Annotated in this window: 13 protein-coding genes; 7 read left to right on the forward strand and 6 right to left on the reverse strand. The window is 72.9% G+C overall.

The annotated features are described in order from the left end of the window. Positions 1 to 53: 53 nt before the first annotated feature. Positions 54 to 1,004 (reverse strand): PAC2 family protein, encoded by a 951-nt coding sequence (locus ABZ497_RS20555; protein ID WP_329486947.1) that lies wholly within the window; start codon positions 1,002 to 1,004, stop codon positions 54 to 56. Between the two features lie 209 nt (positions 1,005 to 1,213). Continuing rightward, a complete protein-coding gene (locus ABZ497_RS20560; RefSeq protein WP_359807188.1) occupies positions 1,214 to 1,588 on the reverse strand; it encodes a hypothetical protein in 375 nt (124 codons plus the stop codon). 108 nt (positions 1,589 to 1,696) lie between these two features. Here ABZ497_RS20560 and ABZ497_RS20565 point away from each other — a divergent pair, with 108 nt between their 5' ends. After that, entirely contained in the window at positions 1,697 to 2,215 is a 519-nt protein-coding gene (locus ABZ497_RS20565) for an SRPBCC family protein (protein ID WP_329486945.1), read from the forward strand. A 10-nt stretch (positions 2,216 to 2,225) separates the two neighbouring features. Here the strand turns inward: ABZ497_RS20565 and ABZ497_RS20570 are convergent, their stop codons facing one another. Beyond that, positions 2,226 to 3,203: a hypothetical protein gene (locus tag ABZ497_RS20570; protein ID WP_359807189.1), complete on the reverse strand. Its 978-nt coding sequence runs from the start codon at positions 3,201 to 3,203 to the stop codon at positions 2,226 to 2,228. 254 nt (positions 3,204 to 3,457) lie between these two features. On the opposite strand from ABZ497_RS20570, the gene metH reads away from it, so the two are divergent. The 3 genes from metH (at position 3,458) to ABZ497_RS20585 (ending at position 9,781) form a co-directional block, all read left to right on the forward strand. Next, entirely contained in the window at positions 3,458 to 6,961 is a 3,504-nt protein-coding gene (gene metH / locus ABZ497_RS20575; RefSeq protein ID WP_329486943.1) for a methionine synthase, read from the forward strand. A gap of 145 nt (positions 6,962 to 7,106) precedes the next feature. Next, positions 7,107 to 7,811 (forward strand): HAD family phosphatase, encoded by a 705-nt coding sequence (locus ABZ497_RS20580; protein WP_359807191.1) that lies wholly within the window; start codon positions 7,107 to 7,109, stop codon positions 7,809 to 7,811. Positions 7,812 to 8,167: 356 nt separating this feature from the next. After that, on the forward strand, positions 8,168 to 9,781 hold the full coding sequence (locus ABZ497_RS20585) for an ABC transporter substrate-binding protein (RefSeq protein ID WP_329486941.1): 1,614 nt from the start codon (positions 8,168 to 8,170) through the stop codon (positions 9,779 to 9,781). A 99-nt stretch (positions 9,782 to 9,880) separates the two neighbouring features. Here ABZ497_RS20585 and ABZ497_RS20590 read toward each other — a convergent pair whose 3' ends face one another. Both ABZ497_RS20590 and ABZ497_RS20595 read right to left on the reverse strand, forming a co-directional pair. Beyond that, positions 9,881 to 10,552: a response regulator transcription factor gene (locus ABZ497_RS20590; protein WP_329486940.1), complete on the reverse strand. Its 672-nt coding sequence runs from the start codon at positions 10,550 to 10,552 to the stop codon at positions 9,881 to 9,883. Then, positions 10,553 to 11,473, reverse strand: a complete 921-nt coding sequence (locus ABZ497_RS20595) for a RecB family exonuclease (protein ID WP_352290948.1) — start codon at positions 11,471 to 11,473, stop codon at positions 10,553 to 10,555. It abuts the gene before it with no gap. A 172-nt stretch (positions 11,474 to 11,645) separates the two neighbouring features. Between ABZ497_RS20595 and ABZ497_RS20600 the strand changes: the two genes are divergently transcribed. The 3 genes from ABZ497_RS20600 to ABZ497_RS20610 all read left to right on the forward strand — a co-directional run bounded on the left by ABZ497_RS20600 (position 11,646) and on the right by ABZ497_RS20610 (position 14,621). Further along, positions 11,646 to 12,866 carry a site-2 protease family protein gene (locus tag ABZ497_RS20600; protein ID WP_352290949.1) on the forward strand — a complete coding sequence of 407 codons (1,221 nt, stop codon included), beginning with the start codon at positions 11,646 to 11,648 and terminating at the stop codon, positions 12,864 to 12,866. Positions 12,867 to 12,911: 45 nt separating this feature from the next. Continuing rightward, entirely contained in the window at positions 12,912 to 13,874 is a 963-nt protein-coding gene (locus tag ABZ497_RS20605; protein ID WP_352290950.1) for a tRNA (adenine-N1)-methyltransferase, read from the forward strand. 141 nt (positions 13,875 to 14,015) lie between these two features. Next, complete coding sequence (locus ABZ497_RS20610; protein ID WP_359807194.1) at positions 14,016 to 14,621, forward strand: hypothetical protein; 606 nt, start codon at positions 14,016 to 14,018, stop codon at positions 14,619 to 14,621. 214 nt (positions 14,622 to 14,835) lie between these two features. Here ABZ497_RS20610 and ABZ497_RS20615 read toward each other — a convergent pair whose 3' ends face one another. Next, on the reverse strand, positions 14,836 to 15,138 hold the full coding sequence (locus ABZ497_RS20615) for a ferredoxin (protein ID WP_359807195.1): 303 nt from the start codon (positions 15,136 to 15,138) through the stop codon (positions 14,836 to 14,838). Between the last annotated feature and the right edge of the window lie 58 nt (positions 15,139 to 15,196).

Below are 15,196 nucleotides of genomic sequence, written 5' to 3' on the forward strand. Positions count from 1 at the left end.
GGCGCCGGGACCAGCTGGTCCCGGCGCCCTCCGGCGTTCCCGCTGCCGCGGGGTCAGTCCTCCTCGTTGCCGTCCTGGCTCTCCCGCGCGGCCGGCGGCTCGGGCTCGCTCGGCCGCTCCGCCGTGGCGTGCCCGGCGACCGGCTTCTCACCGGCCGGGCCGACGTTCTCCCGCCGCCGCAGGTAACGCTCGAACTCCCGGGCGATCGCGTCGCCCGAGGCCTCCGGCAGCTCGGCGGTGTCCTGCGCCTCCTCCAGCTGCTGGACGTACTCGGCCACCTCGGTGTCCTCGGCGGCCAGCTGGTCCACGCCGAGCTGCCAGGCCCGGGAGTCCTCACCGAGCTCGCCCGGCGGGATCCGCAGGTCCAGCAGGTCCTCCAGCTTGTTGATCAGCGCCAGCGTGGCCTTGGGGTTCGGCGGCTGCGCGACGTAGTGCGGCACCGCCGCCCAGAGCGTCACGGCGGGCACCCCGGCGTGCGTGCAGGCCTCCTGGAGCACCCCGACGATCCCGGTCGGGCCCTCGTAGCGGCTCTCCTCCAGGTCCAGCCGCTGGGCCAGCTCCGGGTCGGAGGTGACCCCGCTGACCGGGACGGGACGGCTGTGCGGGGTGTCCCCGAGCAGCGCGCCGAGGATCACCACCAGCTCGATGCCCAGCTCGTGCGCGAAGCCGAGCAGCTCGTTGCAGAACGAGCGCCAGCGCATGCTGGGCTCGATGCCGCGCACCAGGACGATGTCCCGGGTCGCGGGCTCCGTCACCCGGACCACCGAGAGCCGGGTCGTCGGCCAGGTGATCCGGCGGATGCCGCCGTCCAGCCAGACCGTGGGGCGGTTGACCTGGAAGTCGTAGTAGTCCTCGGCGTCCAGGGCGGCGAACACCTTGCCGCCCCAGGTGTCGTCCAGATGCGCCAGGGCCGCGGAGGCCGCGTCCCCGGCGTCGTTCCAGCCCTCGAAGGCGCAGACCATGACCGGGTCGATCAACTCGGGAACATCTTCCAGCTCGATCACCCAGCGTCTCCCTCCGGTCGGCGGTCGGACGTGCCCGCCCCGGCCGGCCTGCCGAGGCGCCGGCGGTCCGGCTGCCGACTGTCGAACCTCTCGTCACCCATGGAACGCCTCGCTCCATGGTTCCCTACCTGCCCAGCCTACGGGCTTTGATGCGCCTCCCGGCGGGGCACCGGGACAGTCTGGGGGAGCGGGGCGCCGGGATCCAGCGGTTATCGCCGCGCCGGGCCCCGGGCGCCCCGGAAAGGACCGCGGGGCGGCCGGGCGCCGGGGGGTCGGCGCGGTCCGGTCGCGGCGGTGACGGCCGGCAGGTAGCCGAGGGACTGCCCCTCGGGCATGGGGTGGAAGGACTCCCGGAGCCGGGGGAGCACGATGCCGGTGATCCACTCCCGCCCCGCGCCCGCGCCGACCCCGGCGGCGTAGGAGTCGCCCAGCGCGGCGTAGCGGGGCGGGGCGTCGGCGGGCGCGGCGGCGGCCGGCGCGGCGCAGAGCAGGAGCGGGACGGCGGCCAGGGCGGCGGGGAGCGGGTGGCGCAGCACGGCGGTTCTCGCGGGTCCGGTGGCCGGGTGCGGTCCGCCTCGGCCCATCGGGCACGGATCGTATCGGAGCGGTGACGCAGAGTCGTGGCGCGCCCGCGCGGCGGGGCGGCGCGATGATGGGGGAAGGGGCCGGACAGGGCGTGAGGAGCCGGGCGGATGGACGGACGGTGGTGGATCGGCATCGGCGTGGTGGCGGCCGCCGGGGCCGGCGCGGTGGTGCTGGCGGCCCTGGCGGCGGGCCGGCGCCTGCCGGTGGAGCACGTGACCGAGGGCGGGCTGGAGCTCGACCAGCCGCCGGGTGCGGTGTGGGACGTCGTGACCGACGTCGACCTCTATCCGGCGTGGCGCCCGGGCCTGTCCCACGTCGAGCGGCTGCCGGAGGGCGCGGGCGGCCGGCCGCGCTGGCGCGAGTACGGCCCGCACGGCCACGCCACCTACGAGGTGCTGGAGAGCGAGGCCCCGCACCGGCTGGTGACCGGCGTGGCGGACCCGGACCTGCCCTACGGCGGCACCTGGACGCTCGTGCTGACGCCGGCCGGGCAGGGCTGCAGCCTGACGGTCACCGAGCGCGGCGAGGTCCACCGGCCGCTCCACCGCGCCGTCTCGCACTACGTGCTGGGCGAGGACGCCACCGTCCGGCGCTACCTGGGCGCCCTCGCGCACCGGATGGCGTGACGGCGGCGCCTCAGCGGACCCAGCCGCGCCGGTAGTCGGCCCAGTTCTGCTCGGTGGCGGCGAAGTCCACGTACAGCCCGACGCCGAAGTTCTCCCGCCGCAGGTCGTACCGGCCGAGGCCGAGCCGGATGCCCCGGATGCCGGCGTCCACCGTCTCGGCGTGCCCCCAGTGGCCCCACTTGTCCTCCCAGTAGAACGGCAGGCCCATCAGGAGGTCCACGTCCTCGGGGGTGGCCTCCAGGGCCAGCTCGGTCTGGTAGGCGTTGTAGCCCCCGTAGAGCGACGCGGTCGGCATGCTGGAGTCGTAGGTCATCACCGCGATCTGGTCGACCCGGCGGGCGGTCTCGGCGAAGTACGCCTGGTCCCACCACTTGCCGTGGTCGGTGAGCGCGATGGCGATGTCGTGCTGGAAGGGCAGCGGGTCGATCTGCGGCGCGGCCACCGAGAGCCGGGCGCCGCGGCCGGCGGTCACCGGGCGGACCTGGTCCAGCAGCGCGAGCCAGCCGGCCGAGCCGGGGCGGATCGGCTCCATGTCGAAGTGCACCCCGTCGAAGCCGAGGTCCAGCACCTGGCGGGCGGCGGCGGTGACCCGGTCCCGGGTGGGCGCGTCCTCCAGGTCCAGGGCGTCCTTCTCGGGCTTGACCTCGTCGCCCAGCCAGCCCTGCACCCGGATGCCGGGCAGCGCGCGGTGCGCGGCCTCGGTGAACCACCGGGCCCGGGGGTGGACGGCGGGCGGCAGCGAGCCGTCGTGCTCCAGCGGGCCGGTGTGGACGTAGAGGTCGCGCACGCCCGTCCCGGCGAGCCGCCGGGCGAGGTCGGCGACATCGGCGTCACCCTTTCGGCCGTCCACCCAGGCATGGCCCAGCCAGACCGCGTCCTTGCCGCGGGTCCGGGCCTCGGGGGAGGGCTCACCGGCGTACTGGAGCCGCAGGGCGAGCGCCGCGGAGCCGATCGGCAGCAGCGCGACGGCGAGGACGACCAGCGTCACGGCAAGGGCTCTGCGCCAACGGGACCACCCCCGCCAGCGCGTCCGCAGCGCCCGTGGCGCCGCCCCCAGGGCCCGTCCGAGCCGTCGTACCCGTGCGCTTCGACCCGCCATGCAGTCGCTCCCCCGTCGCGGCGAGTGCTCAGGATACGAAATGGTCACCCGATCCATGCCACCGGCCGGATACCCTGGCGACGTGCGTGCCCGATTCAGCGGGCGTGCAAAGCCGACAGCCGTCGCACCCAGGGAGAAGCCCCATGGCCACTGCAGCCGACCCGTCCGTCACCCAGCAGAGCCGCGCGAACGCGCTGCGTGAGTCGCTCGCCACCAGGGTGGTGGTGGCCGACGGGGCGATGGGAACCATGCTCCAGGCCCAGGACCCGAGCCTGGAGGACTTCCAGAACCTGGAAGGCTGCAACGAGGTCCTCAACATCACCCGGCCCGACATCGTCCGCTCGGTCCACGACGCGTACTTCGCGGTCGGCGTGGACTGCGTGGAGACCAACACCTTCGGCGCCAACTTCTCGGCGCTCGGCGAGTACGACATCCCCGAGCGGATCTTCGAGCTGTCCGAGGCGGGCGCCCGGATCGCCCGGGAAGCCGCCGACTCCTTCACCGACGGCCGCACCCGCTGGGTGCTCGGCTCGATCGGCCCCGGCACCAAGCTGCCCACCCTCGGCCACGCCCCGTACGAGGTGCTGCGCGACGGCTTCCAGCTGAACGCGGCCGGCCTGATCGCCGGCGGCGCCGACGCGCTGCTGGTGGAGACCAGCCAGGACCTGCTGCAGACCAAGGCCGCGATCCTCGGCTCCAAGCGCGCGCTCGCCGAGGCGGGGCTGGACCTGCCGGTCCTGGTCCAGGTGACGGTCGAGACCACCGGCACCATGCTGCTCGGCTCGGAGATCGGCGCGGCGCTGGCCGCGCTGGAGCCGCTGGGCGTCGACTACATCGGCCTGAACTGCGCCACCGGCCCGGCCGAGATGAGCGAGCACCTGCGCTACCTGGCCAAGAACGCGAAGATCGGCCTCTCCTGCATGCCGAACGCGGGCCTGCCGGTGCTGGGCAAGGACGGCGCCCACTACCCGCTGTCCCCGGCCGAGCTGGCCGAGGCGCACGACGTCTTCACCCGGGAGTACGGCCTCTCGCTGGTCGGCGGCTGCTGCGGCACCACGCCCGAGCACCTGCGCCAGGTGGTCGAGCGCGTCCAGGGCCGCCCGGTGGTCGCCCGCACCCCGCGCCCGGAGCCCTCGGCCGCCTCGCTGTACCAGGCGGTGCCGTTCCGCCAGGACACCTCCTACCTGGCGATCGGCGAGCGCACCAACGCCAACGGCTCGAAGAAGTTCCGCGACTCGATGCTGGCCGGTGACTGGCAGGCCTGCGTGGAGATCGCCCGCGAACAGATCCGGGACGGCTCCCACCTGCTGGACCTCTGCGTGGACTACGTCGGCCGCGACGGCGTCGCCGACATGAAGGAGGTGGCCGGCCGGCTGGCCACCGCCTCGACCCTGCCGATCGTGCTGGACTCCACCGAGCCGGAGGTCCTGCGGGCCGGTCTGGAGGCGCTCGGCGGCCGCGCGGTGCTCAACTCGGTCAACTACGAGGACGGCGACGGCCCGGACACCCGGTTCGGCCGGATCGCCTCGCTGGCCCGCGAGCACGGCGCCGGCCTGATCGCCCTCACCATCGACGAGGACGGCCAGGCCCGCACCGCCGAGACCAAGGTCGCCATCGCCGAGCGGCTGATCACCCAGCTCACCACCGAGTACGGCATCGACGAGGGCTCGATCCTGGTCGACTGCCTGGCCTTCACCCTGGGCACCGGCCAGGAGGAGTCCCGCCGGGACGGCATCGAGACCATCGAGGCGATCCGCGAGCTCAAGCGCCGCCACCCGGACGTGCAGACCACCCTGGGCCTGTCCAACATCTCCTTCGGGCTGAGCCCGGCGGCCCGGATGGTGATCAACTCGGTCTTCCTGAACGAGTGCGTCGAGGCGGGCCTGGACTCCGCGATCGTGCACGCCTCGAAGATCCTGCCGATGGCCCGGATCCCGGAGGACCAGCGCGACGTCGCCCTGGACCTGGTCTACGACCGCCGCAGCGAGGGCTACGACCCGCTGCAGAAGCTGCTCCAGCTGTTCGAGGGCGTCTCCTCGACCTCGATGAGGGCGTCCAAGGCGGAGGAGCTGGCGGCGCTGCCGCTGGAGGAGCGCCTGCAGCGCCGGATCATCGACGGCGAGCGCAACGGCCTGGAGGCCGACCTGGACGAGGCGCTGGCGCAGCGCCCGGCGCTGGAGATCGTCAACAGCACGCTGCTGGCCGGCATGAAGGTGGTCGGCGAGCTGTTCGGCTCCGGCCAGATGCAGCTGCCGTTCGTGCTCCAGTCCGCCGAGGTGATGAAGACCGCGGTGGCCCACCTGGAGCCGCACATGGAGAAGTCCGACGACGAGGGCAAGGGCACCATCGTGCTGGCCACCGTCAAGGGCGACGTCCACGACATCGGCAAGAACCTGGTCGACATCATCCTGTCCAACAACGGCTACACCGTGGTCAACCTGGGCATCAAGCAGCCGGTCTCGGCGATCCTGGACGCCGCCCAGGAGCACCGGGCGGACGTCATCGGGATGTCCGGCCTGCTGGTGAAGTCCACCGTGATCATGAAGGAGAACCTGCAGGAGCTGAACCAGCGCAAGCTGGCGGCCGACTACCCGGTGATCCTCGGCGGCGCCGCGCTCACCCGGGCCTACGTCGAGCAGGACCTGCACGAGATCTACGAGGGCGAGGTCCGCTACGCCCGGGACGCCTTCGAGGGCCTGCGGCTGATGGACGCGCTGATCGCGGTCAAGCGCGGCGTGCCCGGGGCGGCCCTGCCGGAGCTCAAGCAGCGCCGGCACGCCCGGGTCGAGGTCGAGGAGCCGGAGGAGGTCAACCTCGGCCAGGTCCGCTCGGACGTCTCGGTCGACAACACCGTGCCGGAGCCGCCGTTCTGGGGCGACCGGATCGTCAAGGGCGTGCCGTTCGCCGACTACGCCTCCTGGCTGGACGAGGACGCGCTGTTCAAGGGCCAGTGGGGCCTGAAGGCCGCGCGCACCGGGGAGGGCCCCTCGTACGAGGAGCTGGTGGAGACCGAGGGCCGGCCGCGGCTGCGGATGTGGCTGGACCGGCTGCAGACCGAGGGCTGGCTGGAGCCGGCCGTGGTCTACGGCTACTACCCGGCCAACTCCAAGGGCGACGACCTGATCGTCCACAACGAGGACGGCACCGAGCGGACCCGCTTCACCTTCCCGCGCCAGCGGCGCGGGCGCCGGCTCTGCCTGGCGGACTTCTTCCGCCCGGAGGAGTCGGGTGAGCGGGACGTGCTGGGCCTCCAGGTCGTCACCATGGGCAACCGGATCTCCGAGGCGGCGAACGAGCTGTTCGCCAACAACTCCTACCGCGACTACCTGGAGCTGCACGGCCTCTCGGTGCAGCTGGCCGAGGCGCTGGCCGAGTTCTGGCACGCCCGGGTCCGCTTCGAGCTGGGCTTCTCCGGCGAGGACCCGCAGGACGTCAAGGACATGTTCGCGCTGAAGTACCGGGGCGCCCGGTTCTCGCTCGGCTACGGGGCCTGCCCGGAGCTGGAGGACCGCGCGAAGATCACCGAGCTGCTGCGGCCCGAGCGGATCGGCGTGGTGCTCTCGGAGGAGTTCCAGCTGCACCCCGAGCAGTCCACGGACGCGATCGTGATCCACCACCCGGAGGCCAAGTACTTCAACGCGCGGTAACCCCCGCGTCGCGCACCGTTCGTTCCTTTCGGCGGAGCGGGGCGTATCCTGGATCATCCTGAACGGGCCGGTCCGCTCACCAGCGGGCCGGCCTGTGCCATCCCCAGGGGCAGCGCCCCGGGGCACGGACGGAAGGACCCGCGCCATGACCACCATCTCCACCGCCACCCGGACCCTCGACCACGGCGACGGCCGGGGCCTCCAGGCGGTGCTGCTGGACATGGACGGGACGCTGGTCGACACCGAGAACCTCTGGTGGCAGGCCGAGGCCTCGCTCTTCGCCGAGCTGGGCTACACGCTCGACGAGAACGACCGCGCCCACGTGGTCGGCGGCCCGATGAGCCGGGTGATCGACTACCTGGTGGCCGCCACCGGCGTGGACCTCGCGCCGGCCGATCTGACCGTCCTGATCAACCAGCGCTTCGTGGACCTGCTGGGCGGCGGCGTGCCACTCATGCCGGGCGCCGAGCGACTGCTCAACACCCTTGCCGCGCACGGCGTTCCGACCGCCCTGGTGTCCGCCTCGCACCGGCACGTGATCGACATCGTGCTGCGGTCGCTGGGCGCCCACCACTTCGCCTTCACGGTCGCCGGGGACGAGGTGCCGCGCACCAAGCCGCACCCGGACCCGTACCTGGAGGCGGCGCGGCGACTGGGGGCGGAGCCGGGCCGCTGCGTGGTGGTGGAGGACGCGCCGACCGGTGTCCGCGCGGCGGAGGCGGCCGGCTGCCCGGTGATCGCGGTGCCGTCGGTGGCGCCGATCGAGCCGGCCCCCGGGCGGCTGGTGCTGCCCTCGCTGGAGGGCGTCGATCTTGAACTGCTCCGCTCGCTCGTCGCCTCGCGAGTGTGATTGTCGTCTCATTGCGGAGACCGCTTACCGCCCGGTACGTGGTCGGCCCCGTCCGCTCACGGCGAGACCCCGGGGAGAAAACGGGCATTGCCTGACAACTCGTCGAATGGTCGCGCCCACACCGTCCCCTCGTGTCCCAACTGTCACCTGTACGGGTATCGGTGGGGTCTGTTCGATATGGCACGCTACTCCAGTTCGTTCCCCACCCCCGAGCCCTGCCATCGCCGCTGACGGGCAACCCCGTCCTGCCCGCGGTCGCACGGCGCCCGGTCCGTGCACGACCTCCACGACCCCGGAGGATCAACCGAGCGCGGGCCGCCGGCCCCCGGCCGGACCGCACCCGAAGGACGCGACCCGTGAAGACTTCAGCTGAACGACTGGCAGTGCTCGGCTGCGCCGGCCTGGTGGCCGTCTCGGTGGCCGGCTGCGGCTCGGTCACCGACGCCGTCAAGGGGGACGGCGACAAGGCGATCACGATGGGGACCACCTCGGTCACCAACACGCTGGACCCCGCCGGCGCGTACGACGCCGGCTCCTGGCTGCTGCTGCGCAACACCTTCCAGTCGCTGCTGTCCTACCCGGCCGCCTCCAGCACCCCCGGCCCGGACGCCGCGCAGTCCTGCGAGTTCACCGCGGGTGACGTCACCCAGTACCACTGCACGCTCAAGGGCGGCCTGAAGTTCTCCAACGGCCACGCGCTGACCGCCGCCGACGTCGCCTTCTCCATCGACCGGACGAAGAAGATCGCCGACCAGAGCGGCCCGGCGGGCCTGCTGGAGTCGATCAAGTCGGTCGAGGCCAAGGGCGACACCGAGGTGGTCTTCCACCTCTCGGCGCCGGACGCGACGCTCCCCGCGAAGCTCGCGGGCCCGGCGGGCGCCATCGTCGACCAGGAGGTCTTCCCGGCCGACAAGCTGCTCGCCAACGACAAGCTGGTCGGTTCCGGCCCGTACAAGATCGACTCGATCGAGACCACGACCATCGAGGGCGGCGCCAAGGTCCCCGGCAAGGTCGCGCTGTCCCCGAACGACAAGTACACCGGCGACGCCAAGCTCCGGAACAAGAAGTTCACCCTCCGGTACTTCGACAAGCCGGCCGAGCTGAAGGCCGCGCTCGACAAGGGCGACATCGACCTCGCCGACAACAGCCTGGAGCCCAACACCGCGGCCCAGGTCCTGTCCGACCAGCAGGGCGGCAAGAGCGACCTGCAGGTCGTCGAGGGCGACAGCAACGACACCCGCTACCTGGTCTTCAACACCAAGGACGCGACCGGCGGCAACGTCGCCGTCCGGCAGGCCGCCGCCCAGCTGATCGACCGCAAGTCGCTCGCCCGCGACGTCTTCGCGCGCACCGTCCAGCCGCTCTACTCGATGGTCCCGGCCGGTGTCGCCGGCCACAACACCGCCTTCTTCGACAAGTACGGCGACCAGGACGTCACCAAGGCCAAGGCGATCCTCACCGCGGCCAAGGTCCCGATGCCGGTCAAGCTGAACCTCACCTGGTCGCGCTCGCGCGCCGAGGGCGCCGAGGCCGACGCGCTGAAGAAGCAGCTGGAGGCCGGCGGCGTCTTCCAGGTGACCGTCCAGCACGAGGCGGACTGGGACGTCTACAAGAAGGGCTGGGTCGAGGGCAAGTACCAGGCCTACACCATCGGTTGGTTCGCCGACTACCCGGACGCCGACAACTACGTCGCGCCGCTGATCGTCGAGGGCGGGGCCTACCACCACGGCTGGGACGACCCGCGGATCAGCCAGAAGCTGGTGCCCGAGAGCCTCAAGCAGGCCGACCGCGCCGCCGCCGCCGCCACCTACGCGCAGATCCAGGGCATCGTCGCCGACAACGCGCCGCTGATCCCGCTGTTCCAGAACAAGGCCTTCTTCGCCTCGCGTTCGAACATCACCGGCGTGGAGTCGACCGTGGACACCACCGGCTTCTTCCGCTTCTGGGAGATCGGCCGGCTCGGCAAGTGACCCGTTCCACCGGGTGACCCTCAGCACGGTGGCCCGTCCACTCCCCCCAGGGTGCAAGGGGAGCGGACGGGCCACCGTCATGTCCGGACCGGTCCGGGCTCAGAGCGCGCCGGGGCGCACCAGCCCGCTCTCGTACGCGTAGACCGCGGCCTGGACCCGGTCCCGCAGCTGGAGCTTGGTCAGCACATGGCCGACGTGCGTCTTCACCGTGGTCTCGCTGACGAACAGCTCCGCCGCGATCTCCGCGTTCGACAGGCCGCGCGCCACCAGCTTCAGCACCTCCAGCTCACGCTCGGTCAGCGCGTTCAGCGCCTGCGGCGGCGCCTCCTCGCCCGAGGGCAGCTTGGTGGCGTACATGTCCAGCAGCCGCCGGGTGATGCTCGGCGCGAGCATCGCCGCGCCGTCCGCGACCACCCGGATCGCCTGCACCAGCTCCTCGGCCGGCACGTCCTTCAGCAGGAAGCCGCTGGCGCCCGCGCGCAGCGCCTCGACCACGTACTCGTCGAGGTCGAAGGTGGTCAGCACCAGGACCTTCGCCGGGCCGTCGCGGCCCGGGCCGGCGATCCGGCGGGTCGCCTCCACGCCGTCCATCCGGGGCATCCGGATGTCCATCAGCACCACGTCGGGCTGCAGTGCCCGGACCTGGTCCAGCGCCTGCTGACCGTCGCCGGCCTCGCCGACCACCACCAGGTCGGCCTCGGCCTCCAGGATCATCCGGAAACCGGTGCGAAGCAGCGGCTGGTCGTCGACCAGCAGCACTCGGATCGTCACCTAGGACTCCTTGCTCATCGGATCCCCCGTGGGATCGTCCTCGTCAGACGTTCGTGCCGTCGGCAGCGCCAGCGGCAGCGGGTACGGCGGGGGAGTGCCGCCGAACTCCGGGCAACTGGCCTGGTGGTCGCACCAGTCGCAGAGCCGGTTGCGGGTCGCGGGGAAGTCGCCGGTGGCCACCGCCTCGCCGATCCGCTCCCAGAGCGCCTGCAGCTTGCGCTCCACCGCGAGCAGGTCGGCCTCGTCCGGGTCGTAGCTGACCACGTCCCCGCCCCCGCCGAGGTAGACCAGCTGCAGCCGCTTGGGGATCACGCCCTTCCACCGCCACACCACCAGCGCGTAGAACTTCATCTGGAACATCGCCTTGCCCTCGAAGTCCCGCGAGGGCGCCCGGCCGGTCTTGTAGTCCACCAGCCGCACCTCACCGGTGGGCGCGACGTCGACCCGGTCGATGTAGCCGCGCAGCAGCAGCCCCGACTCCAGGGCCGTCTCCACGTAGAGCTCCCGCTCCACCGGATGCAGCCGGGTCGGGTCCTCCAGCCGGAACCAGCGCTCGACGAGCTTCTCGGCGTCCGCCAGCCAGCGGGTCAGCGCCGCGCCGTCCGGGTCCTCCGGGAACAGCGAGACCAGCTCCGGGCGCTCGCCCAGCAGCCGCTCCCACTGCGGCCGCAGCAGCCCCAGGGCCCGCTCCGGCGTCCGGTCGGCCGCCGGGCTGTCGAACAGCCGCTCCAGCACCGCGTGCACCAGGGTGCCCCGGGTCGCCGCCGCGCTCGGGGGCTCCGGCAGCTTGTCGATCACCCGGAGCCGGTACAGCAGCGGGCAGGTCAGGAAGTCCCCCGCGCGGGACGGGGACAGGCCGGTCGGCGGCGCCGGTGGACGCGCCGGGGCCACGACGGCGCTGCTGGTGTCGGTCTGCTGCATACCCCGACCCTATTGCCCTGAGCTGTCATCCCGCTGCCACGGTGCTGCCACACCGGCCTCCCAGTGGGTATGAACCCTGCGAGAGGGGCGCGCGACGGTACCCGGCCCTGATCACGTAGCGTGGGCGCACCGGCGCACGGCGCACGACAGTGAACCGACCGAAGGGATCACGGTGAGCGACAGCAGGGGGCGTCAGACCTCCGACCGGCCCCCGCAGGACGGCGACTCCCGGCCCGGTCCCCGGCCGCCCGAGGAGCCGGAGGGCCGCAACGGCATCCTGATGGGCCGGCCCTTCGGCGTACCCGTCTACGTCACCCCCTCCTGGTTCGTCATCGCCGCGCTGATCACCTGGGTCTTCGGCGGCCAGCTGGAGAACGTCCTGCCCGGGCTCGGCGCCAACCGCTACCTGGTCGCGTTCTTCTTCGCGGTGGCGTTCTACGGCTCCGTCCTGATCCACGAGCTCGCCCACACCGTGGTCGCGCTCCGCTACCGGCTCGGGGTCCGCCGCATCCGGCTGCAGTTCCTCGGCGGCGTCTCCGAGATCGAGAAGGAGGCCGAGAGCCCCTGGCGGGAGTTCTGGCTGGCCTTCGTCGGTCCGCTGCTCTCGCTGCTCCTCGGCGGCGTCTTCTACCTCGCCGTCCAGGCCGTCGAGCTCTCCAGCGTCCCCGGGGTGCTGCTCACCGGCCTGATGGTCTCCAACCTCGTCGTCGCCGCCTTCAACCTGCTGCCCGGCCTCCCGCTGGACGGCGGACGGATGCTGCGCGCCGTCGTCTGGGCCGTCACCGGCCGGCCGATGACCGGCACCGTCGCCGCCGCCTGGGCCGGCCGCGTGCTGGCCGTCGCCGTCCTGATCGGCCTGCCGCTGCTCGGCGCCGCCCGCGGCGCCGACCGGACCACCACCGACACCCTGATCGACGCCGTGCTGGCCGCCGTCCTGGCCGTGATCATCTGGAACGGCGCCGGCGCCGGCGTGCAGCAGGCCCGGCTCAAGGAGGTGCTGCCCGACCTGCGGCTGCGCGACCTCGTCCGCCGGGGCGTCGAGGTCAGCGCGGACACCCCGCTGGGCGAGGCGCTGCGCCGGGTCCGCGAGCAGCAGGCCGGCGCCGTCGTCGTGGTCGACGGCCGCGGCGACCCGATCGGCCTGGTCCGCGAGTCCCAGGTCCGCGAGGTCCCCGAGCACCGCCGCCCCTGGATCGCCGTCGGCGCACTGGCCCGCGACCTCGAACCGGGCCTGCGGCTGCCCGTCGAACTCGCCGGCGAGGACCTGCTGCGCGCCCTGCGGGCCCACCCGGCCACCGAGTACCTGGTGGTGGAGGCCGACGGCCGGGTCTACGGCGTCGCCACGCTCAGCGACATCGAGCGGCGGCTGACCGCCGCGATCGCCGGCCGGTGATCATCGTGGTCGGGCGGAGCGCCTGCTTCCCTTAGGATTGTCCGCATGTCCGAACCGACCGGTGCCACCCGCCGACGCGGGCCCTTCCAGGTCGGGGACCAGGTCCAGCTGACCGACCCGAAGGGCCGCCACTACACGTTCACGCTCCAGGCCGGGAACCAGTTCCACACCCACAAGGGTGCGTTCCCGCACGACGAGCTGATCGGCGCCCCCGAGGGCACGGTCGTGCGCACCACGGGGAACGTCCCGTACCTCGCGCTGCGCCCCCTGCTCCCCGACTACGTCCTGTCCATGCCGCGCGGCGCCGCCGTGATCTACCCGAAGGACGCCGGGCAGATCCTCGCCATGGCCGACATCTTCGCCGGCGCCCGCGTGGTCGAGGCCGGCGTCGGCTCCGGCGCGCTCTCCACCTACCTGCTGCGCGCCGTCGGCGACACCGGCATGCTGGCCTCCTACGAGCGCCGGCAGGACTTCGCCGACATCGCCCAGAGCAACGTCGAGCGCTACTTCGGCGGGCCCCACCCGGCGTGGAAGCTCACCGTCGGCGACCTCCAGGACAACCTGGTGGAGTCCGACGTCGACCGCGTCATCCTCGACATGCTGGCCCCCTGGGAGTGCCTGGACGTCGCCTCCAAGGCGCTCGTCCCCGGCGGCCTCATCTGCTGCTACGTGGCCACCACCACGCAGATGTCGAAGACCGTCGAGGCGCTGCGCGAGCACGGCACCTTCACCGAGCCGCAGGCCTGGGAGACCATGGTCCGCACCTGGCACCTGGAGGGCCTGGCCGTCCGCCCGGACCACCGGATGATCGGGCACACCGGCTTCCTGCTCACCTCCCGCCGCCTCGCCGACGGCGTCGAGCCGCCGCTGCGCCGCCGCCGCCCGGCCAAGGGCGCGTACGGCGAGGACTACGACAACGGCTCGGCCGAGCCGAGCCTGCAGGAGCGCGCCGCCGCCCGGGCCGCCGCCCGCACCGGCGACGTCGAGCAGCCGGAGCAGCTCGGCTGACGGTACGTCCACCAGGGGTGGTACCGCGGGTTTCGCGCCCGCGTACCACCCCTTCGTGCTACCCCCGCACCCGCGCCACCCCCCGTCCAGGCCGGTGTGGGACGATGCTCGCTCACACCGACCCACTGGAGGGGACGCCTGGTGGAGACCGCGGTCACGGCGAGGGTTGAGCAGCAGACACCGCAGGCCCGCAGCGGGCCCGGACACGCCCGATCGGCCCCCTGGCACTGGGCCCTCGCGATCGGCGGCTGCGCCGCCGTGGTGGCCACCGTGCTCGCCGCGGATCCGGCCACCGGGACGCCGAAACCGGCCCGCCCCACCGTGAAGGCCCTCCCGGCCGCCGCCGCGCCCGATCCGGCCAAGGCCGAACTCCCGCTGGACTGCGGCCCGTTCCCGGTCAAGATATCCGTCAGTTTCGCCGCCGACCTCGGCGACGGCCGGCCCGGTACCGTCGCCGCCGCGCACTGCGCGGCCGAGAACGGCACCCCGCCGGACGCCGTCTACCTGCTCGGCCCCGGCCCCGACGGCCGGCCCGTCGTGGTGGCCACCCTGCTCTCCGAGCGCGAGAACCTCACCGTCGGAAGGCTCGGCCTGCGCAGCGACGGCACCATCACCGGCCACGCGCAGGGGTACTCCGGCGACGACGTGCCGCGGTTCAGCCCGGACATCTCACTCGACCTCACCTGGACGCGCAAGGACGCCGGCTGGGACCGCTCCCAGACCACCGCTCCACTGGCGCAGGCCTGACTGCCATTCGCCCGCTCGCCTCCGGGGCTGTGTCCTCGCCCGCTCGCCTCCGGGGCGCTTCGGCCCGGTGCCGACGGTCGGCGCTCCAACGCCCCTCGTTCCTCGGGGCGTCCTCGCTTCTCCCTTTCGGCACCGGCGCGCCCCTTCGGCTCGGGGCGGGATCGCGGTCGCCTCGGGGCGGGTGCCCGCCGGGCTCAGGGCCCGCCGGCCGGGGCTACTCGGCGTCCGGGCCGTAGACCTCGGCCCGGTCGGAGACCCGGCGCACGTGGATGCAGTCGCCCGGGCAGTCCTTCACCGAGTCCACCACGTCCTGAAGCAGCGTCAGCGGCACCGGCACGGTCTCGCCGGGCTGCTGGCGCAACTCGTCGTCCGAGCCCTTCACATAGGCGAGGCCGTCGATGTCCAGCTCGAAGACCTCGGGCGCGTACTGCGCGCAGATGCCGTCGCCGGTGCACAGATCCTGGTCGATCCACACCTCCAGCGCTTCGCCGGCCGTCGCCTCTTCGGTCACCGACATGGTCCCCTGCCGTTTCTGTCCCGGGTCGCCCCCAATTGGGAGGCAATCCCGCCATTCG

The sequence above is a fragment of the Kitasatospora sp. NPDC005751 genome, assembly GCF_040630835.1.
Lineage (GTDB): Bacteria > Actinomycetota > Actinomycetes > Streptomycetales > Streptomycetaceae > Kitasatospora.

What these genes read in the sequence shown, in the direction of transcription:
- ABZ497_RS20605 (WP_352290950.1), top strand. Translation starts at nt 12,912, where the DNA reads ATGTCCGAACCGACCGGTGCCACCCGCCGACGCGGGCCCTTCCAGGTC.
- ABZ497_RS20565 (WP_329486945.1), top strand. Translation starts at nt 1,697, where the DNA reads ATGGACGGACGGTGGTGGATCGGCATCGGCGTGGTGGCGGCCGCCGGG.
- metH (WP_329486943.1), top strand. Translation starts at nt 3,458, where the DNA reads ATGGCCACTGCAGCCGACCCGTCCGTCACCCAGCAGAGCCGCGCGAAC.
- ABZ497_RS20580 (WP_359807191.1), top strand. Translation starts at nt 7,107, where the DNA reads ATGACCACCATCTCCACCGCCACCCGGACCCTCGACCACGGCGACGGC.
- ABZ497_RS20615 (WP_359807195.1), bottom strand. Translation starts at nt 15,138, where the DNA reads ATGTCGGTGACCGAAGAGGCGACGGCCGGCGAAGCGCTGGAGGTGTGG.
- ABZ497_RS20560 (WP_359807188.1), bottom strand. Translation starts at nt 1,588, where the DNA reads ATGGGCCGAGGCGGACCGCACCCGGCCACCGGACCCGCGAGAACCGCC.
- ABZ497_RS20595 (WP_352290948.1), bottom strand. Translation starts at nt 11,473, where the DNA reads ATGCAGCAGACCGACACCAGCAGCGCCGTCGTGGCCCCGGCGCGTCCA.